Source organism: Mucilaginibacter sp. MD40 (assembly GCF_002288635.1).
Lineage (GTDB): Bacteria > Bacteroidota > Bacteroidia > Sphingobacteriales > Sphingobacteriaceae > Mucilaginibacter.
The window spans coordinates 3,543,698-3,562,826 of the sequence record NZ_NRSW01000001.1 but is presented as its reverse complement, the minus strand read 5'-3'; the positions used below and the strand labels follow the sequence as shown (position 1 = coordinate 3,562,826).

The following is a 19,129-nucleotide window of genomic DNA, read 5'->3' as shown; positions in this document are numbered from 1 at the left end:
AAATACGGGAGAGTGAAAATGAGCGAGCGACTAAAACGAATAATGGTAGCCGATGACGATCCGGGGATTGTTGATGCTATAGAAATGATGCTGGAATTTGAGGGCTACCAGGTGAGCAGCACGGTTGATGGCGCAACTGTGCTGGATATGAAAGAAAACCTGCCCGACCTGCTACTGCTGGATATTTGGATGAGCGGCGAGGACGGGCGCGACATTTGCCGGAAACTAAAATCCTTACCCGAAACTAAAGGTATACCCATTATTATGATATCGGCCAGCCGCGATATCGAGACTTCAGCACGCGACTCCGGAGCCGATGATTTTTTGGCAAAGCCATTTGAGATGGATACTTTATTGAAAAAAATTGAACTTTTTGTAGTAAAATAAAAAGAGCCCGCTTATTCGGCAGGCTGCTTTTCCTAATTTACATGGTCTTTGGCTCTTTCCGGGTCATACCTCAGGCCTGGGGTTAACCAGTACAGCAATATTACCCTCGAATACCGGTAATTAAACGGCGATAAAATAAATATTACCCCCAGTAACACACCTACATATACCCATGGCGAATCGGAGCCGGTAAGCACATGCAGTGCCACAGCAAAAGTCACCATTTCGGCTACATTTAAGGCATAGCTCACAAACATGGCCACATACCAGTAACCGGGTTCGCGCTCATAATACAGGTTACAGTGTGAGCATCGTTCGTGCATTTTTTGCCCGGTAAAGCTATAGGTGCTTGATGCAAAAATATCGCCCCGGCGGCAACGGGGGCACTTAGCGTTAATCAGGCCGGTAAGCACAGGCACGTAGCCGTTGGGTTTGTTATCTGGATTGTTCATTTCGGTATTGGGTTTTTCTAAAGTCCTCAGGTGTTTGGCCTGTATATTTTTTAAAGAATTTGGTAAAGTAGGAGTTGTCGGCAAAGTTTAATTTACCGGCAATTTCGTTGATGTTCATGTCGTGGTTGATCAGCAGGCGCTTGGCTTCCAGTACCACCCGGTCGCGTATCAGTTCTCCGGCAGGTATGCCAAGTATATCGTTACATAAAGCGTTCAAATGGTTTGGGGTAATATACAGCAGCACGGCATAATCTTTTGGTAAGCGCAGCGTAGCGAAATGCTTATCTACCAGCTTCCTGAAACTTTGCAACAGCGTATAATTGTATCCCGGTACACCTAAGGTTGAACCTTCCGTTTTTTCCCGTGCTACGGTGATAAATAATTGCAGCATCAGGGCGCGTATCATATCCATATTTAAGCGGGAGAGTTGCGCACTTTCGCTGATAAGCTGCTCAAAAAGCCGGTTGATATCCTGCCGCACCGTCCCGTCTAATTCTATTACCTGCTCGTTTACAGCTCCCGTAAAAAACACAAAACCGTCCAGGTAATCGGGCCTCAGTAAAAACGACTGAAAGAACTCCGCCGAGAAATTAATGATATACCCATCAACCGGGCCCTCAAAACTCCAGCTGTGTACTTGCCCCGGGGCCATAAAATATACCTGGTAAGGCTTTACATCAAACTGTTTAAAATCAATAGCGTGTTTGCCGCCACCCTGGGTAAATAAAACCACATGGTAAAAACTATGCTTGTGCGCCAAAGCCAGGTTGTGGTGTTTTTGCAAATAAGGCGCAAAACGGCTGATAAGCAGATCATGGTGCTGATTATCAGCCAATGAACATATATCATATACCGGGAACGCCTTTTTCATAAGGCAAATATACCTGAAGTATTAAACACAGGAGTGGTGTAAATCACAGAACTTGTGGTATAATTTACTGATAATTGAAAAATACCATACGTGTTTTATCAGGCAAGCAGCAATAAACATTAAATGATTAACTTCACCACATGCAAAAACCGGATAGTTTAATTTTTGACATGGATGGCACCCTTTGGGATGCTGTGGACACCTACGCTTACTCGTGGAATGAAGTATTCAGGGAGAAAGGAATAGACAAGACCATTACCCGCGATACTTTAGCCGGAATGGTGGGGTGGGAAGGTAAAAAAGTAATAGAGGTATTAATGCCCGAGTTTGACCACGATAAGCGGGTAGAGATATATAGCACCGTGAATGATAAGCGCCATAACCTTATCCGCGAGAAGGGTGGAACGTTATACCCCGGTGTAAAGGATGGTTTAAAACAGCTTGCCGAAAAGTATCCGCTGTTTATACTGAGCAATTGCGCCAAAGGCATTATCAGGCAGTTTATTGACTGGGCCGGCATTGATGACTTGATTAAAGACGAGTTGGCGCATGGCGTGAATTTTATGCCCAAGAACCATAATATTAAATTACTGATGGATAAGCATGGCCTACAGCAGCCTGTATACATTGGCGATACCGCCGGTGATGGCGAGCAAAGCCGCATGGCGGGCGTGCCATTTGTATTTGTAAGCTACGGCTTTGGCACTACCGATGATTATGATGTGAAGTTTGATGACTTCCCTTCGCTGGTTAATTACTTTATGGCCTTATAAAACAACAAACCCTGCTACACTGGCAGGGTTTGTTGTTTTGTTGAGTGGTTGCTTTTTAAGCTTCCTGTTTAAGCGAATCGCGCAGGGCCTTAATGGCATCATGCGATATTTTTAGGCCGTTGAGGTGGCTGTTTAGCAGCGCTACCACCTTCGCATCTTCCCATATCAGTTCCTTATCGTCAAGGGCTTTGCGGTATGCGCTTTTGGCTACGTCTTCACCGTACTCACAATCAGATAGTACGGAGTGGTTGTCTTTTTTAGTGAAGGCCGCCTTAACGTCCATCCATGCATGGTAAAACTTACCTGATAAGGTAGTGCCATCCGCAGGCGAACCGCCAAGGTGATGAATATAATCGTTCAACTCGTTCACGTAACCGCGGCTTTGGTCTATGTAACCTTCAAAAACTGTTTTAAGGCCTGCCTCGTCAGTACCCTCAGCCGCTTTCTGATAGCCGGCTATGCGATCGTTGTTCACTTTTATCAGATCGTTCAGCGCCGATATCTGGTGTTGTATGTGTTGTAATGTTCCCATAGTATTTCGTTATATTAGATGTACTATGTGAACAGTGCGGTTCAGCCAAATGTTTTTTCATACAACTGCTGTTAGCCATATTATAGCAAACAGGTGTATGCCTCATTAATCAAACAACTCTTGCTCCTCGGTATAGTAAGTTTTGCGTGTACCGTTATCTATTTGAATAGGCGCCCCGCCCGGGCTGGTTTGTTTTTTGGGGTGATGGATGAGCATAAAATCCCTCACCTCGCCGGCAATAATATCCGGGTTGTGTTTAATGATCTGCTGTTGCGCTTCCGTTAAAACTTTGTGTATAGCTTTTACCAGCTCTTTAAGTTTTTGCTCAGGTATTTTGTTGGCTACAGAGAAAGGAGATATACGCGCGTGCCACAAGATCTCATCGGCGTAGGCATTTCCTATACCTCTTACTATTTTCTGGTCCAGCAATATGGCTTTAATGGTTGTTTTCTTTTTAGCCAGTATGGTTTTAAAATAATCGGCATCGGCTTCGTCAGAAAGCGCGTCCGGCGCGGTTTTAGGTTCCGGGTTAAGGGTAGGTGTAGCCGCCTTTTGGAAATCGGTGAGCACCAGCCCGCTGCCGTCGGTAAACAGTAATTCAATTATTGAGAATTTCTGGTCGTTTTTATCCTGAAAATAAAAAAGCTTACCATGCAGCATCAGGTGCAGCGCCAGTATGTCGCCATTGCTCCATTTAAAATATAGCTCTTTGCCTTCGCGGTAAATGGCTGCTAATTTTTGTCCTGTTAAGGCTCCTTGTAACGTTTTTTCAGATACATTGAGCTTTTGGCTGTGTACAGTGATATGTTTAAGGGTTTTGCCTTTTAATTGCTTTTGCAGGTTATGGCTAAAAACCTCCAGATCGGGTAGTTCGGGCATGGCGTTGCTGTTTAATGCTTACTAATGTACAAAGCGATTTAAAATAAAACACCGATTATGATGAATAGTTGACAACCAAAGCCTGTTCTATACGTATGTCTATATATTAACCACTTTAACATGCCAAACATAGCAGCCGCCAGCGGCCTTAGTTTACCCTATAAAGTACCCCAGCCCGAAGTAAAAGAGCAGGTACGAACCTTATTTTCCGGCAAAGTGGAACATGCCGAACGCCTGCTGCAGGCTTTTGACAATACCGGCATTGTTACGCGTAACTTTGCCAAGCCGCTAAACTGGTATGCAGGTAACACCTCCTTTAAGGAGCGTAACGACGAATACATTAAACTGGCGCTGCAATACGCCACTGAGGTAGCCGAAAAGGCTTTAAGTGAGGCAGGTATTTCGAAGGAAGCGGTTACTGATGTGGTATTTGTTTCCACCTCGGGCCTGTCAACCCCCAGTATTGATGCATTGCTCATTAACCATATGCGGCTGCCGAAGCATGTGAGCCGCACACCTGTATGGGGCCTGGGTTGCGCGGGTGGAGTGGCCGGTTTAGCAAAGGCAGCTACCATAGCAAAAGCCAACCCGGAGGCAGTAGTGCTGCTCGTAGCCGTGGAACTTTGTTCGCTCACGCTCGTTAAAAGCGATTACAGCAAAAGTAATTTTATTGGGTCGAGCCTGTTTTCTGATGGCGCGGCTGCCTGTATTGTTACAGGTGATGAGGCCACGGAGCATCGAGGCCCGGTGAAGGTAAAAGCCGGCAGCAGTAAGTTGTATTATGACGCGCTTGATGTAATGGGTTGGGATTTTAATGACGATGGCTTTAAGGTGATCTTTTCTAAAGATATACCTGCTATTATTAACAAGCATATTAAGCACGATGTGGACGCTTTTCTGCAAAAGCAGGGGTTGACGGTGCATGATATTAAGAACTTTATTTTTCATCCCGGCGGCCGTAAGGTAATAGATGCTTACAACGCAGCCCTTGAGCTGGGGCAGGATGAACTGGAATATACCCGGCAGGTAATGAGCGAAAACGGCAACATGAGCAGCGTTACTGTACTTTATGTGCTGGAGCAGTTTTTAAAGCAGGGTTATAACAGTGGTTATGGGCTGATGTTGGCCATGGGCCCGGGCTTTAGCAGCGAAATGTTATTATTGGATATGCAAAACTAATAACCATGACCTTTACCATCTTTATCGCTTTTTTGATCACGCAAAGGCTTTCGGAATTATATGTGGCGGCGCGTAATAAAAAGTGGCTGCTGCAGCACGGCGCTGTGGAATACGGCCGGGAGCATTATCCTTACATGGTTGCGCTGCATACCGCTTTCATTATCTCATTAATAGCCGAATATAATTTGCGGCCGTACGTTACCGTTAACTATTACCTTATAGCGTTGTTTGTATTGCTTACCTGCCTTAAAGCGCTGGTAATAGCCAATCTGGGTCCTTACTGGAATACCCGCATTTACCGGGTGCCCGGCACACCGCCGGTGGCTACCGGCATCTATAAATACATAAAGCACCCCAATTACATCATTGTGATTGCCGAGATAGCGGTGATACCCCTGGCATTTAGCCTGTATTACACCCTTGTGGTATTTAGCCTCTTAAACGCTGCCATGTTACACGTACGTATTAAAAAGGAGAACGAAGCGCTGGCTGCCTGATGCCTGTCTGATAAAAGATATATAAACAAAACGGCCCGTTATTTAACGGGCCGTTTTGTTTGCTTAGGGTTGCCCTATCACCGGGGCAAACTTGGCGCTGTATTCTTTTAACTCGGCGCTGAGCTTTTGGTTAAGCGCCGTTTGGTGGGCCTTATCCGTGTATTTAACCAGGCCGGTAAGTACTTCCATACCAATTTGTACATCGCGGGCGGGCATGCGCCTGCTATCCGTTTGCAGTAAGTGGTAAAAGTAGCCGAACTGGTCCATCAGGTACTGGTTAATATCTTCAGTGAATTTATTGCCCAGTTGGTTGTCGTTAAGGTCGTAGGCCATTTGCGCCATAAACATTTTACGGGCGGCAATATCAATAAAAGGGTATAAGCCACCGGGCATTTCATTATCGTATTTGTGCAATACTTTTAAGGCCATATCCGGGTGACCGTTTTGGTTAAGGCTGGTAGCCAGGTCAAGAAAAGTGGTCATCATCACCGGGAAAAACATACCTGTCGATTCCGGGTCGAGGTATCTGGCGGTTTTGTAGCGGCCAAACTTAAACTTGTTCATCACATTATCGTACATCACGCTATCGTTCACCTTGCTTAGCTGATCGCGGCGTGAAGTATCCTGTTTAAGTGGTAACAGGCGGTAGGTAAAACCTTCTTTGTATAAATAAGGCTGCAAGCCTACCAGGTTGCTGGTACCTATAGTGGTGGTAAAGCAAATGGGCCTTTTCCAGTCGTTATGGGCCAGTATATCTATCAGCGCCAAATCGTCCTTGGTCACATAGTTGGAGTTATATTTCCATTCCATAGTGGGCGTTAGCTGTTTCATTTGCTCTGCCGATACCACATGGTTTTTAACTACATCGGCAGGATTTACCGTGATTTTAAAATTCTTGGTCGGCAGGTAGTTTACATATTCGCCGCCCTGGTTTTGGCCCTGCATGCTGCGGTCGTCAGAGGTAATAAAGTTGAAAATATCCTTTAGCTCAACCGGGTCTTTAATGCCGCCATCGTTGTAATAGATCACATCCCTTACGCCATCCTTGTATTTATCATAAGGCATGGTAATGGGCAGCGGTGCCGAAGCGTTCATGGGTCGCTGCATTTGTCTGATGTACCAGCTGCCGCTAAATAAGCTGAGGTTTACAATGCGCACATCGGGGCGTATACCTTCTACTTCCTGATCATACCAGAGCGAGTAGGTATCGTTATCACCATAGGTAAATAAGATAGCGTTGGGCGGGCAGGATATGAGGTAGTTATAAGCCATATCATGCGCCACCATTTTGGTAGAACGGTCGTGTCCGCGCCATTCCTGTTTAGCCATCAGCACGGGGGCTATTAGCAAGCAAACGCCGGTAACTATATAGGCGGCGGTACGGGCATTCATTTTCCGGCGCAAAACATCAGTTAAGGCCACAACAGATAAACCTATCCATATAGCGAACGCGTAAAAAGAACCCACGTAAGAATAATCGCGCTCTCTTGGCTGCACAGAAGGCTGGTTTACATAAAACACTACTGCTAAACCGGTAAAAAACCACAATAGGCCTATAATAAGGGCATCGCGCTTGCGGCGCTCGGCCTGGTAAATAAGGCCAATAACACCTAAGATAAACGGTATGGCGTATAGCGGTGTATATGATGGGTTGTTCACCACATTTTTAGGCAGGTGGCGGCCGCCGTCCAGTATGCCGCTGGTCCAGTTGCCATCAATACTTTCGGTGCTTTGCTGCCCGTCGGCATCATTATACCGCCCTACAAAATTCCATAAAAAGTACCTGAAGTACATTTGGTAAACCTGCCAGCTGGCCATCCACTTGATGTTATCAGCAAAGTTTGGCGCTTGCCCTTCAGGTATCTGTCCCCAGCCGCGATAAAATTGCACATCGCTGGCATCGGTGCTGTACATGCGGGGGAATATGGTAGTATGGTCGTATTTATAACTAAGGCTTTTGCCTGCGAGTTCATATTTTTTGTCGCCCTTGCGGTAAATATTGCTGCCCTCAACCTGGTCGGTTATCTGGGCGTCAAAGTAGGGGCCAACAAGCAGCGGATTTTCGCCGTATTGTATACGGTTAAGGTAACCGTACATGGTAAACGCGTTATCCGGGTGCGAGTTATTAAGGTCGGGGTTGGCGGTAGCACGGATGGGGATATAAGCGAATGATCCGTATCCGAAATAAATAAACGCCACACACAGCAAAGCCAGGTTAAGCACGGGTTTGTTTTTGCGTTTGCTGTAAACCAGCCCGCCCACAATAGCCGCGATCAGCAGCAGGAAGAAAACAATAGCGCCGCTGCCAAAACCCAGCCCCAGTGAGTTAACAAAGAACAGATCAAAATAGGCCGCGAACTTAATGGTATAACCGCGTATACCATATTGCACCAGCCCGAGTATCACAATACTGATGAGGAAGGAAACCAGCCCGCTTTTCCACGTGATGTTTTTATACCTGCGGAAATAATACACCAGCGCAAGCGCAGGGATGGTAAGTAAATTAAGCAGGTGTATGCCTATGGAAAGGCCTATCACGTAAGCGATAAACACGATCCATTTATCAGCTCCGGGCTCATCGGCATGGGCATCCCATTTTAAAATAGCCCAGAATACGATAGCTATGCATAATGAGGAAAGCGCGAACACGATGGTTTCAACAGCCGAGAACCAAAAGGTATCGGTATAGGTAAAAGCAAGGGCACCTACCAGGCCGGAGCCCATGATAACGATGGTTTGGGCGTTGCCAAATTCCTTTTCGCGGCCAGCCACCAGTTTTTTAGCCAGGGCGGTAATGGTCCAAAACAGGAACATGACGGTAGCGGCGCTGGCCAGCGCTGCCATGGAGTTGGTAAAGTACGGTACTTTAGTATTATCGCCCATGGACAGCAGCGAGAAAACCTTCCCCAGCATGGCAAATAAAGGATAACCCGGCTGGTGCGACACCTGCAAGCGGTACGCGCACGAAATAAATTCGCCGCAGTCCCAAAAACTTACAGAGGGTTCTAACGTTAACATGTACGTTGCTGCCGCTATAAAAAAGCAAAGCCAGCCAAGCAGGTTGTTTATTTTGTTGTATTGCATGCCTCTAAGAGTAAAGTTTAGCAGGGCAAATATGAATATTTAAAAGCTTGTTTTTTTATGATGCCGTTTATAGTTTAACACTTTTAACACATTTTAACGCTGTATGCGGGCAATAAACGCCATGGTATAATACAATGAATGTTACAGGTGGTAAACGGATAATGCCGCCGGAGCTGTAAGCTAAGCGGATAAATTTTTATGTTACAATAATTAACGTTTATTTTGTTGCGTATGCAAAAAAACTACAACAGGCTTGCCGGTAAGCTTATCCTATTTTCGGTATTTGTTTTAACAGCCACTATTGGTAAGGCGCAATCTGTTTATCTGCCGCAATCGTATCAGTTCTACCAAAAATTTAACGCTGATATTTACTCCAAAAGCAGCAGTATGCATACTTCTTTAAGGCCTTTTTTGATAGATAGTGCCATCAGCAACAGGTATAACCAGTTAATGCAAATGGGGGTTGATAGTAACCGCCATAACTGGTTCCTGCGCAAGATATTTAACGAACACCTCATAGAGGTAAATAAAAAGGATTATACCTTTTACGCCGATTATTTGCAGGATAACACCATAGGGCACGATTTCTCGGACCACAGCAATACCGAAGTACACTTTAAGCCATTAGGCTTTGGCTTTACTACCCGTATTGGTACCAACACCCGTGGTTTCCAGTTTGGGGGTACGGTAGGCAGCAAATTCTCGTTCTACACCAGCGGTTACGAGAACCAGGCCGCTTTCCCGCAATACTATACCGACTATGTAAAGCAGATAGGTTTTGTACCCGGCCAGGCGTATGACCGTGGTAAAACCAAAACCTACCGCGATTATTCATATGCCACGGCCATATTATCCTATACGCCTATCAAGCAGATCAATATCACGCTGGGGCAAGATAAAACCTTTATAGGTGATGGTTACCGCTCTATCCTGTTATCAGATTACTCGGCTAACTATCCTTTACTGCGTGTAACAGCCAATGTAGGTAAGGTACAGTACATGATGATGTGGACCTACCTGCAAGACCAAAATCTGGTGAAGTTTGATAGCTTTGGCAACAATCGCCGTAAATGGGGCCTGTTCCATTACCTCGACTGGAATGTGAACAACAGCCTGTCGTTTGGTTTCTTCAACGCCTACATTGCTCCCGAAGCCGATGACCAGGGCAACCGCAGAGGTTTCGACGTGAATTTTGTTAACCCGGTAATATTTGCCAGCGGCCTTGGCCCGTCATCCCAGCCGGGTAACGCGCTGGTAGGTTTTACAGGTAAGTATAAAGTATTTGACAAATCGGCCATTTACGGGCAGTTATTGTTTGACCGCTTTAACGGCAAAAACTACTTCCAGACAGACAACGTGGATAACAGCGGCGGTGTACAACTGGGTATCCGCGGAGCGGACATTTTTGGGGTGCAAAACCTCAACTACCTGTTAGAGTATGATGCCGTGAAGCCTTATACTTATTCAAACAGGCAGGTGATCAGCGCCTACAGCTATTACAGCCAGCCTTTGGGCGACCCGCTTGGCGCTAACTTTAGGGAACTGGTAGGTATTATGAACTATACTTACAAGAGGTTTGATTTCCAGGGGCAGTTAATGTACGCTAAATACGGTCTGGATCTTAACGCTGCCGATAACGCCGGCCGTGATGTTACCAAGCCGCTTATACCTACTTATGCAAGTAATAAAGTGGGTCAGGGCTTAAACACCAACTTATATTATGCCGAAGGTACGGTAGCTTTTCTGCTAAACCCTAAATATAACTTACGTTTTGAGCTGGGCGCGCTGTACCGCCATGAAACCAACTCATTGGGCACTAAAAATGCCAGCGTGCTTACATTTGGTATCAAGAGCAGCTTCAGGAACTTGTACCACGATTTTTAACGGGCGTTTTCTGACTCACCCGGCTACGCTTCGCTGGCCGACCCTCTCTGCTGCGCAAAGAGGGTGGAAAGTTAGTTGACTGTTGAATAAATTGAGCATTATAAAAGCGGTTTGTCTGAGGCAAAATTCATTACCTTTGGTATTCACTACAAATTATGGCTACAGAAGTTAAGTGTCCGAGCTGTGGGCATGGCTTCCCTATTGAGGAAGTTATGGCCGAAGAGTATAAGCAGCAGCTGCGGCTGAAGATGCAGGATTATACCCGCCAGAAAGAGGAGGAGTTTAAGCGTAAAGAGGAGGAATTCAGCGCTAAGGCCAGGCAGCAGCAGGCCGAGTTTGAGCAGCGTCTTGCCGGCGAGAAAAAGCAATTGCAGCTAACGCTGGAAGAAAACCTTCGTAAATCTATTACCGCCGATTTTGAAACGCAGCTAACCATGCTGCAAAATTCTGTGAACGCCAGCACGGAGAAACTAAAAGAATCGCGCCAGAAGGAGCTGGAATACCTACAGCGCGAACAGGCGCTCAAGCAAAAGGAAGAAGAGATGGAAATAGCCCTGCAACGCAAATTGCAGGAGCAGCGGGCGGATATTGCCGAGCAGGTACGTAAGCAGGAAGCCGAAAAGCATAACCTGAAGGATACCGAATACCAGCTAAAGGTAAAGGAACTGGAAAAGCAGCTGGAAGACCAGAAACGCCTGGCCGATGAAATGAAGCGCCGGGCCGAGCAGGGCTCCATGCAGCTACAGGGCGAGGCGCAGGAACTGATACTGGAAGAGCAGCTGCGCAATTATTTTCCGTTTGATGTGATAGCCGAAGTAGGCAAAGGTGTGCGCGGTGCCGATTGTGTACAAACCGTACGCAACCAGTTTGGGCAGGAGTGCGGCCGTATCATCTACGAGAGTAAGCGCACCACCAGCTTCTCGAACGAGTGGATAGAAAAGCTCAAAAAAGATATGCGCGCCATGGGCGTTGATGTGGCCGTTATTGTTACCCAGTGCTATCCTAAAGGGATGGATTGCTTTGGTGAGCGCGACGGTGTTTGGATATGCAGTTTTGATGAAGTAAAGGCCGTGTCATACATCCTGCGCGATGGGGTAATTAAACTGGCTAATCTGGCCAAGGCGCAGGAAAATAAGGGTGATAAAATGCACTTGCTGTATGATTATTTAACGAGCAGCGAATTCTCCGAACAGTGGAAAGCCATACGTGAAGGTTACATGAGCATGCGCATCTCCATACAAAAAGAGCGCGACGCCATGGAAAAACTATGGAAAGCGCGCGAAAAGCAACTGGAGAAAGTTTTATTGAATGCCGCTCATATCAAAGGCTCTATTGAAGGTATTGCCGGTAATGATATGATACAGCTAAGCCTGGGCGACGATGATGATGCCCTGCTGATCGAATAAACAATAAGCAGCTAATGTTTATCGTTTGTACTTGCGGCAAAAAGCTTAATTTTGCCGCAGGTATTACTGGGTTAAAACCCGTTTATTATGGCAGATATCACTACATTGTCGCAGCAGGCGCTGGCTTTGCTGCAGCAATTAATTTCAATACAATCGTTCAGTAAAGAAGAAGACCGCACGGCCGACCTCATTGAGCAAACCCTTCAAACGCATGGGGTAAAAACCCATCGCAAACTCAATAATATCTGGGCCTGGAACGCGCATTTCGACCCGGCCAAGCCAACCATTCTACTTAACTCGCACCATGATACGGTTAAGCCCAACAGCGGCTATACCCGCGACCCGTACGATGCCAAGATTGAGGATGGCAAGCTCTATGGCCTGGGCAGTAATGACGCGGGCGGCTGCCTGGTATCGCTCATACATGTGTTCCTGCACTACTATCAGCAAACCGGGCTTAAATATAATTTTTGCCTGGCTACTACTGCCGAGGAGGAGATATCAGGCGTTAATGGCCTGGAACTCATCATCCCCGAATTAGGAAAACTCGATTTTGGTATAGTGGGAGAACCTACGCTGATGGACCTCGCCATTGCAGAGCGCGGCCTTATGGTGCTGGATTGTACCGCCTTTGGCATAGCCGGCCATGCCGCGCGTGAAGAAGGCGAAAACGCTATTTATAAAGCGCTGAAAGACATCGAGTGGTTCCGTAATTACAGGTTCCCTAAAGAGTCGGAAGTATTCGGCCCTATCAAAATGTCGGTAACCATTATTAATGCCGGTTCGCAGCACAATGTAGTGCCTGCCACCTGTACCTTCACGGTCGATGTGAGGGTTACCGATGCTTACCGTAACGAGGAAGTACTGGACATTATCCGCGAACATGTTAGCTGCGAAGTAAGGCCGCGCAGCATCCGTTTAAAACCATCATCAATAGATAAAAATCATCCGTTTGTGCAGGCCGGTGTGGCGCTGGGCCGTAAAACCTATGGTTCGCCCACCACGTCAGACCAATCCCTGCTGGATATCCCGTCCATCAAAGTTGGTCCCGGCGATTCGGCACGCTCACACATGGCCGATGAATATATTTATGTAGAGGAAATAGGCGAGGGCATTGAACTGTACATTAAAATGCTTGACGCAATAGTTAGTTGATTTACGATTATCTCGATTTACGATTTTAGATTTAATTAATCGGATTTTAGATTTACTTAACCTAAATAAGCAAAGTCGAAATTTGTTCTTCGATAAAAAAGGTGCAATCTAAAATCGTAAATCAAAAAATCGTAAATCAAAAATCGTAAATCAAAATGACTAAACAGGAAATGATGCACAGAACCAAGCAATTTGCTATTGAAAATGCAAAGTTGGTTTTAAGTGTACCATTAAATGTGGTTAATAAAAACTATTGCGGTCAGCTTGCGCGTAGTGCAAGTTCAACCGGTGCTAATTACAGGGCAGCCTGCCGGGCAAAATCAACCCCGGATTTTATTAATAAACTGAAAATCGTTGAAGAGGAGCTGGATGAAAGTATGTTTTTTCTTGAACTTTTAGTGGAACTTAACCCAGACCTCAAAGAAAAAATTACCCCTATTTATCGTGAAGCTAATGAACTTCTTTCTATAATTGTTTCGTCAATCAACACATCCCGCGCAAATAAATCATAAATAGAAAGCATCAATCTAAAATCGTAAATCACAAAATCGTATATCGAAGCAATCGTAAATCACAAAATCCAAAATCACAATGAGTAAACTGTGGCAAAAAACCACCAACGTTGATAAACTGGTAGAGAACTTTACAGTGGGCCGCGACCGTGAGCTGGATAACCAGATGGCCGCCTTTGATGTATTGGGTTCGCTTGCCCACACGCGCATGCTGGAGTCGATAGGCTTGATGAGCGGAGAGGACCTCGCCCTGGTGCAGCGCGAACTCAAACAGATCTATAACGATATTGAAGCCGGCAAGTTTAGCATTGAGGATGATGTTGAGGATGTTCACTCACAAGTTGAAATGCTGCTTACCCGCCGCATTGGCGACGCCGGTAAAAAGATACACAGCGGCCGTTCTCGGAACGACCAGGTATTGCTTGATCTGAAACTATTTTTCCGCCACAAGATACAGGAAGTAGTAACCGAAACCGATAACCTTTTCCGCTTGCTGATACAGCTAAGCGAGGAACATAAGGATGTATTGTTACCGGGTTATACGCATTTACAGGTGGCTATGCCCTCGTCGTTCGGGTTATGGTTTGGCGCATACGCTGAAAGTTTGGTTGATGACCTGGAAATGGTATTGGCCGCCTGGAAGATCACCAATAAAAACCCATTGGGCTCGGCAGCCGGCTATGGGTCGTCTTTCCCGCTTAACCGTACCATGACCACCGAGTTGCTTGGTTTTGACAGCCTTGCCCATAACGTAGTGTACGCGCAAATGGGGCGTGGTAAAACGGAACGTGTGATTGCGCAGGCTTTATCATCAATTGCCGCCACACTGGCAAAAATGGCCATGGACCAATGCCTGTACCTTAGTCAGAACTTCGCGTTCGTAAGCTATCCGGAGAACCTAACCACCGGCAGCAGCATAATGCCGCATAAGAAGAACCCGGACGTGTGGGAAATTATGCGTGGTAAATGTAATCGGCTGCAAGCCCTGCCAAATGATGTGGCCATGATGACGACTAACTTACCATCAGGCTATCACCGCGAGTTGCAACTGTTAAAGGAACTGCTGTTCCCGGCCTTTACCGAACTGCTAAACTGCCTTCATATGGCCAACTTTATGTTGCAGCATATTACGGTGAACAAAAATATATTGGATGATCCTAAGTATGCTTATCTGTTTAGCGTAGAGGAAGTGAACAAAGCGGTGTTGAACGGTACACCGTTCCGCGATGCCTACAAACAAATAGGTTTAGATATTGAGCAAGGTAATTTTAACCCCGAAAAAGCAGTTAACCATACGCACGAGGGCAGCATAGGCAATTTGCAGAACGAGCAGATCAGCGCGGCTATGGATAAGGTGATCGGCAGTTTTAATTTCAGAAAAGTAGAAGAAGCGATTAGCTGGCTGGTGAGGTGAGTATGGAAATTGCTAAAAAAACTAAAGTAAGACTGATATCTTTTTCCGGAACTACAACTCCGAAGAAAAGTACCGAACCTCAAAACAACTATTGGAAGTTGATAGGCCAAAAAGGGGAAATTATAAATGGCGAACGCTTTAACGAAAGAGTTTTAGTGTTATTTGATAAAGATCTCGATCAGTTTGGCGTTGCCAATCATAATCCTATAATTAACTCACTTTGGATTTTACCATCCGACCTTGAATTACAAGACACATAATCCCATGCACGGACGTAACAGAGCAGACATATATCCCGGACTGGAAGTAGATATCATCCTTAAAAAAGATCAGCGCAGCGGTAAATTTACCCGAGGTGTAGTAAAAGATCTGCTTACCAGCGCCACTTACCATTCGCGTGGTATCAAAGTACGTTTGGAAGATGGGCAGATAGGCCGTGTAGCTAATATTGTAGAGGAAGATTAACGATACAGCGTTTAAGACAACTATCTTACACGCTTACAAACAATTTATTACTCCTGCTGTAACTACTGCGTAAATGCCTGCTAATAAAACCAACAAGAACTTTCTGCTGCGTATTGACGCGCATTACCGCCTGCTCATCTCGCTTGGAGCAGGCCTGGTAGCATTTTTTTTATCCAGGCAGATAGATTCCATCCCTGAGATCGTACTCATTACCTGGATAGCTATCGCGGCTACCATCATCGTACTCGATTGGTTTATCATATTTAAAGCCCACCCCCGCGAAATACGTAAAATTGCCAGCCTGGAAGATTCCAGCCGGGTCATCATTTTTCTGTTTGTACTCGGGGCTTCGCTGGTAAGCCTGGTGGCTATTTACCTGCTGTTAAAATCATCAAAAGGCGTATCTGAAGATACTGCCGCAGGTTATGTTATACTGGCTATGGTCGCGGTTATCATATCGTGGTGGTTGGTGCATACCGTTTTTACGTTACGTTACGCCCATCTTTATTACACCCGCACCGATGAACGCGAGATGATAGGAGGACTTGAATTCCCGGGCGATACCAAGGACCCTGATTACCTGGACTTCGTGTATTTCTCGTTTGTTATCGGCATGACTTTCCAGGTATCCGATGTGGAAATATCCTCGCGCCATATACGCCGCCTCGCCTGGATGCATGGCCTCATATCCTTTGCCTTTAATACCGCCATTGTAGCGTTGAGTATCAACGTGATATCGGGCCTGGTATCTAAATAAACAGAGCCTATGCGCGTTATATATAGCATAATGAGGATATTAGCCATGGCGATGTTGGTGTTGTTTAGCTTTACCGTGAAGGCGCAGGACAGCCTCCTGGTAAAAAAGCTGGCAAGCAGGTTTGCCAAATCTACCTTTAGCTCCGATACCAAAACCGTGCTGGACATGAGCTACCCCGGATTAGTAAAACTATCCGGCGGACGCGAGGCCATGGCGAAACTGATCAACGAGCGTATTGATGCTTTGAGAGCGCGCGGCGTTATCGCTTTTGATGGCTGGGTAAACGCGCCTGGTCCTTTTTATAGGGCAGGTACACAACTGCTTTGCCTGCTGCCCGAAACCGTGAAGATGAAGGTGCTTAACGGAGTGTACATCAGCCATTCTTACTTATTGGCCATCAGTAATGATAAAGGTAAAACCTGGACCTTTATGGATGTAGGCAATATGCCCAAAAACGTGCTGCTGCGCCTGCTGCCCGATTTTAATAGCGCTTTGGAAATACCTGCGCCAACACCACCTACATTTTTTCCCGCTCAGGAAGACTGATTGCTAAAACCGTTTTTATTGATTTAATTTGCCTTAAAACGGTTAAAAATTATGCCCGCACCTGTACCCAAAAAGATATTCGCCCGCAGGCATGAAATATTTGCCGACTACCTCAAGGAACTGGATAAGCACCTTGACGATATACTGAACGAGCGCACTAATGAAATGTTCGAGATACGCGATATAGCCGGGATCTTACATATCCACCCTAAGCATTTAACCAATACCATTAAAGAACTTACCGGGAAATCGCCCTGCTGGTTCTTTGAAGATAAGATCATGGCCATTGCTAAAGACATGCTTCAAAAGAATATTCCGGTTAAAGAGATCGCCTTCCGCCTCACGTTTGACGCATCGAACTTTACCAAGTTCTTTAAGCGTTTTGAGGGCATGACACCTAAAGAATACCGCGACAGGGTTTTGAGCGCTGTGCCGCAAACAGCATAAGACCTGGTAAAATACTGTGCTGCTCACCATTTTATCTGTAACAATCACCATTTTTTAACAACCGTACGTGCTCAAATTTGTATCAATTTAAAACACTACAATAATGAGCACAAATAAGATCGCGTTAATAACAGGCGGAAGCCGCGGACTCGGCAAAAACGCCGCGCTTAAGGTGGCCTTGAAAGGCATAGATGTAATTATTACTTACCGCAGCAAACAGGAAGAGGCTGAAGAGGTAGTTAAGCAGATAGAGGCATTGGGGCAACATGCCGTTGCACTTCAGTTAGATACTGGTAAAGTTGCTTCCTTTGGCGAATTTCAGCAGCAGTTGAGCCAAACACTGCAAAGTAAATGGGGCCGCCCTAATTTTGATTTCCTGGTGAATAACGCCGGTATTGATGCCGCTTCGCCATTCGCCCAAACCACCGAGGAGGACTTTGATAATTTATTCAATGTACATTTTAAGGGCGTATACTTCCTTACACAAAAACTGCTGGGAACTATTGCCGATGGTGGCCGTATCATTAACCTTTCAACCGGGCTTACCCGCTTTGCCACACCGGGTTATGCCGCTTACGCTTCCATGAAAGGCGCTATAGAAGTTTTTACCAAATACCTGGCAAAAGAATTGGGCAGCCGTGGTATAGCGGCCAATTTGATAGCTCCCGGTATCATTGAAACTGATTTTACCAAGAAAGCGTTTGACAGCCATCCCAACATGCACCAATTCATTTCATCTATCACATCATTGGGCCGCCCAGGCGTGCCTGATGATATTGGCGGTATCATCGCTTTCCTGTGTACCGATGATGCCCGCTGGATAAACGCGCAGCGTATTGAGGCATCGGGCGGTATGTTCCTGTAATAAAACTATCTATCAAGATAAACGATAATAAGAAGGCGGTTACCATTGGTAATCGCCTCTTTTTGTTGAGCTAATTACTATCTTTCCAACTTAAAAGTTTACTGCTATGGAATTTGGCCGCGTACCCGAACATGAATTGCCCACGGTTGATTTTACCCTACCGCCTGATACGGGTTTCACCCTGCAAACCCTCTTGGAAGCCGGTAAAGCCTCGTCATTTGAGGTGCATGTAGGCTGCGCCAAATGGGGCCGTAAAGAGTGGGTAGGGCAGATCTATCCGCCAAAAACAAAGGATGCCAACTTTTTGGACGAATATGTAAAACACTTTAACTGTATAGAGCTGAACGCTACCTTTTACCAGGTTTACGGGCCCGATACCATTGGCAAGTGGAAAGAGAAAGCGGCTGCCAACCCCGACTTTAAATTTTGCCCCAAGTTTTCGCAGAGTATCAGCCATATCCGTCGTTTAAAGAACGCGGAGGATATTACCACCAGTTTTTACGAAGGCATAACAGCCTTTGGCGAAAAGCTGGGGCCGCTGTTTTTGCAGCTAAGCGATAACTTTACGCCCAAAAGCCTGCCCGAACTTACCGCCTACCTCGAACACCTGCCAACAGATATACCCGTTTATGTAGAACTAAGGCATAAGAACTGGTTTGCCGAACCGGATACGCGCGACGCGGTATTTAACTTGTTTAAGCGACTGCATATCGGTTCGGTGATTACCGATGCTACCGGTCGGCGCGATTGTGTACACATGATGTTGCCTACGCCTAACGCGTTTATACGCTTTGTGGGCAATGGCTTGCACCCAACCGATTATGCCCGCTGCGATGAATGGATAGACCGTATTGCCCAATGGCGCGATAAGGGGCTGCAAACCGTGTGGTTCTTTATGCACCAGCACGATGAAAGATACTCGCCCCAGTTGAGTGATTACGTGATAGAAAATCTTAACGCCCGTCTGGGCCTGAGCATAAAACGACCGCAATTTATTGAAACAAAAAAGGGCTTGTTTGATTAA

At 46.0% G+C, this 19,129-nt stretch carries 21 protein-coding genes; 16 read left to right on the top strand and 5 right to left on the bottom strand.

All coding sequences use genetic code 11. The features are described 5' to 3' along the window. Positions 1-18 precede the first annotated feature (18 nt). Positions 19-387, top strand: coding sequence for a PleD family two-component system response regulator (locus CKK33_RS15830; protein ID WP_095705042.1), 369 nt, complete (start codon positions 19-21; stop codon positions 385-387). Between the two features lie 32 nt (positions 388-419). Here the strand turns inward: CKK33_RS15830 and CKK33_RS15825 are convergent, their stop codons facing one another. Continuing rightward, a complete protein-coding gene (locus CKK33_RS15825; protein WP_095705041.1) occupies positions 420-839 on the bottom strand; it encodes a DUF983 domain-containing protein in 420 nt (139 codons plus the stop codon). After that, a complete protein-coding gene (locus CKK33_RS15820; protein ID WP_095705040.1) occupies positions 823-1,710 on the bottom strand; it encodes a helix-turn-helix transcriptional regulator in 888 nt (295 codons plus the stop codon). The genes CKK33_RS15825 and CKK33_RS15820 overlap by 17 nt, the downstream gene beginning before the upstream one ends. Positions 1,711-1,850: 140 nt before the next feature. Between CKK33_RS15820 and CKK33_RS15815 the strand changes: the two genes are divergently transcribed. Then, positions 1,851-2,483 carry an HAD family hydrolase gene (locus CKK33_RS15815; RefSeq protein ID WP_095705039.1) on the top strand — a complete coding sequence of 211 codons (633 nt, stop codon included), beginning with the start codon at positions 1,851-1,853 and terminating at the stop codon, positions 2,481-2,483. 55 nt (positions 2,484-2,538) lie between these two features. Here the strand turns inward: CKK33_RS15815 and CKK33_RS15810 are convergent, their stop codons facing one another. Then, positions 2,539-3,015 carry a PA2169 family four-helix-bundle protein gene (locus tag CKK33_RS15810; protein WP_095705038.1) on the bottom strand — a complete coding sequence of 159 codons (477 nt, stop codon included), beginning with the start codon at positions 3,013-3,015 and terminating at the stop codon, positions 2,539-2,541. Positions 3,016-3,120: 105 nt separating this feature from the next. Beyond that, positions 3,121-3,894, bottom strand: coding sequence for an Fpg/Nei family DNA glycosylase (locus tag CKK33_RS15805; protein WP_095705037.1), 774 nt, complete (start codon positions 3,892-3,894; stop codon positions 3,121-3,123). Between the two features lie 120 nt (positions 3,895-4,014). Here CKK33_RS15805 and CKK33_RS15800 point away from each other — a divergent pair, with 120 nt between their 5' ends. Further along, entirely contained in the window at positions 4,015-5,073 is a 1,059-nt protein-coding gene (locus CKK33_RS15800) for a type III polyketide synthase (RefSeq protein WP_095705036.1), read from the top strand. A gap of 5 nt (positions 5,074-5,078) precedes the next feature. After that, on the top strand, positions 5,079-5,570 hold the full coding sequence (locus CKK33_RS15795) for an isoprenylcysteine carboxyl methyltransferase family protein (RefSeq protein WP_095705035.1): 492 nt from the start codon (positions 5,079-5,081) through the stop codon (positions 5,568-5,570). A 63-nt stretch (positions 5,571-5,633) separates the two neighbouring features. On the opposite strand, the gene CKK33_RS15790 is transcribed toward CKK33_RS15795, so the two are convergent. Further along, positions 5,634-8,654: a DUF2723 domain-containing protein gene (locus tag CKK33_RS15790; RefSeq protein WP_095705034.1), complete on the bottom strand. Its 3,021-nt coding sequence runs from the start codon at positions 8,652-8,654 to the stop codon at positions 5,634-5,636. A 231-nt stretch (positions 8,655-8,885) separates the two neighbouring features. On the opposite strand from CKK33_RS15790, the gene CKK33_RS15785 reads away from it, so the two are divergent. From CKK33_RS15785 to CKK33_RS15730, 12 genes are all read left to right on the top strand, one after another. Next, a complete protein-coding gene (locus CKK33_RS15785; protein ID WP_233138236.1) occupies positions 8,886-10,538 on the top strand; it encodes a gliding motility protein RemB in 1,653 nt (550 codons plus the stop codon). Positions 10,539-10,693: 155 nt separating this feature from the next. Next, positions 10,694-11,944 carry a DUF2130 domain-containing protein gene (locus CKK33_RS15780; protein WP_233138235.1) on the top strand — a complete coding sequence of 417 codons (1,251 nt, stop codon included), beginning with the start codon at positions 10,694-10,696 and terminating at the stop codon, positions 11,942-11,944. 87 nt (positions 11,945-12,031) lie between these two features. Continuing rightward, on the top strand, positions 12,032-13,099 hold the full coding sequence (locus CKK33_RS15775; protein ID WP_095705032.1) for a M20 family metallo-hydrolase: 1,068 nt from the start codon (positions 12,032-12,034) through the stop codon (positions 13,097-13,099). 155 nt (positions 13,100-13,254) lie between these two features. Then, on the top strand, positions 13,255-13,611 hold the full coding sequence (locus tag CKK33_RS15770) for a four helix bundle protein (RefSeq protein ID WP_095705031.1): 357 nt from the start codon (positions 13,255-13,257) through the stop codon (positions 13,609-13,611). A gap of 79 nt (positions 13,612-13,690) precedes the next feature. After that, entirely contained in the window at positions 13,691-15,025 is a 1,335-nt protein-coding gene (gene argH, locus CKK33_RS15765) for an argininosuccinate lyase (protein WP_095705030.1), read from the top strand. Between the two features lie 2 nt (positions 15,026-15,027). Then, complete coding sequence (locus CKK33_RS15760; protein ID WP_095705029.1) at positions 15,028-15,285, top strand: hypothetical protein; 258 nt, start codon at positions 15,028-15,030, stop codon at positions 15,283-15,285. Between the two features lie 4 nt (positions 15,286-15,289). After that, positions 15,290-15,490: a YwbE family protein gene (locus CKK33_RS15755; protein ID WP_095705028.1), complete on the top strand. Its 201-nt coding sequence runs from the start codon at positions 15,290-15,292 to the stop codon at positions 15,488-15,490. A gap of 73 nt (positions 15,491-15,563) precedes the next feature. Next, a complete protein-coding gene (locus CKK33_RS15750; protein WP_095705027.1) occupies positions 15,564-16,247 on the top strand; it encodes a DUF1345 domain-containing protein in 684 nt (227 codons plus the stop codon). A gap of 30 nt (positions 16,248-16,277) precedes the next feature. Beyond that, complete coding sequence (locus CKK33_RS15745; protein WP_143822975.1) at positions 16,278-16,793, top strand: hypothetical protein; 516 nt, start codon at positions 16,278-16,280, stop codon at positions 16,791-16,793. A 51-nt stretch (positions 16,794-16,844) separates the two neighbouring features. After that, positions 16,845-17,240, top strand: coding sequence for an AraC family transcriptional regulator (locus CKK33_RS15740; RefSeq protein WP_095705025.1), 396 nt, complete (start codon positions 16,845-16,847; stop codon positions 17,238-17,240). 100 nt (positions 17,241-17,340) lie between these two features. Next, a complete protein-coding gene (locus CKK33_RS15735) occupies positions 17,341-18,105 on the top strand; it encodes an SDR family oxidoreductase (RefSeq protein WP_369803593.1) in 765 nt (254 codons plus the stop codon). A 106-nt stretch (positions 18,106-18,211) separates the two neighbouring features. After that, complete coding sequence (locus CKK33_RS15730) at positions 18,212-19,129, top strand: DUF72 domain-containing protein (RefSeq protein WP_095705023.1); 918 nt, start codon at positions 18,212-18,214, stop codon at positions 19,127-19,129.

Coding starts and splice junctions, on each gene's coding strand:
- CKK33_RS15750 (WP_095705027.1), top strand. CDS start 15,564: ATGCCTGCTAATAAAACCAACAAGAACTTTCTGCTGCGTATTGACGCG.
- CKK33_RS15755 (WP_095705028.1), top strand. CDS start 15,290: ATGCACGGACGTAACAGAGCAGACATATATCCCGGACTGGAAGTAGAT.
- CKK33_RS15825 (WP_095705041.1), bottom strand. CDS start 839: ATGAACAATCCAGATAACAAACCCAACGGCTACGTGCCTGTGCTTACC.
- CKK33_RS15830 (WP_095705042.1), top strand. CDS start 19: ATGAGCGAGCGACTAAAACGAATAATGGTAGCCGATGACGATCCGGGG.
- CKK33_RS15730 (WP_095705023.1), top strand. CDS start 18,212: ATGGAATTTGGCCGCGTACCCGAACATGAATTGCCCACGGTTGATTTT.
- CKK33_RS15785 (WP_233138236.1), top strand. CDS start 8,886: ATGCAAAAAAACTACAACAGGCTTGCCGGTAAGCTTATCCTATTTTCG.
- CKK33_RS15820 (WP_095705040.1), bottom strand. CDS start 1,710: ATGAAAAAGGCGTTCCCGGTATATGATATATGTTCATTGGCTGATAAT.
- CKK33_RS15770 (WP_095705031.1), top strand. CDS start 13,255: ATGACTAAACAGGAAATGATGCACAGAACCAAGCAATTTGCTATTGAA.
- CKK33_RS15815 (WP_095705039.1), top strand. CDS start 1,851: ATGCAAAAACCGGATAGTTTAATTTTTGACATGGATGGCACCCTTTGG.
- CKK33_RS15805 (WP_095705037.1), bottom strand. CDS start 3,894: ATGCCCGAACTACCCGATCTGGAGGTTTTTAGCCATAACCTGCAAAAG.
- CKK33_RS15790 (WP_095705034.1), bottom strand. CDS start 8,654: ATGCAATACAACAAAATAAACAACCTGCTTGGCTGGCTTTGCTTTTTT.
- argH (WP_095705030.1), top strand. CDS start 13,691: ATGAGTAAACTGTGGCAAAAAACCACCAACGTTGATAAACTGGTAGAG.
- CKK33_RS15745 (WP_143822975.1), top strand. CDS start 16,278: ATGAGGATATTAGCCATGGCGATGTTGGTGTTGTTTAGCTTTACCGTG.
- CKK33_RS15795 (WP_095705035.1), top strand. CDS start 5,079: ATGACCTTTACCATCTTTATCGCTTTTTTGATCACGCAAAGGCTTTCG.
- CKK33_RS15760 (WP_095705029.1), top strand. CDS start 15,028: ATGGAAATTGCTAAAAAAACTAAAGTAAGACTGATATCTTTTTCCGGA.
- CKK33_RS15780 (WP_233138235.1), top strand. CDS start 10,694: ATGGCTACAGAAGTTAAGTGTCCGAGCTGTGGGCATGGCTTCCCTATT.
- CKK33_RS15800 (WP_095705036.1), top strand. CDS start 4,015: ATGCCAAACATAGCAGCCGCCAGCGGCCTTAGTTTACCCTATAAAGTA.
- CKK33_RS15740 (WP_095705025.1), top strand. CDS start 16,845: ATGCCCGCACCTGTACCCAAAAAGATATTCGCCCGCAGGCATGAAATA.
- CKK33_RS15810 (WP_095705038.1), bottom strand. CDS start 3,015: ATGGGAACATTACAACACATACAACACCAGATATCGGCGCTGAACGAT.
- CKK33_RS15775 (WP_095705032.1), top strand. CDS start 12,032: ATGGCAGATATCACTACATTGTCGCAGCAGGCGCTGGCTTTGCTGCAG.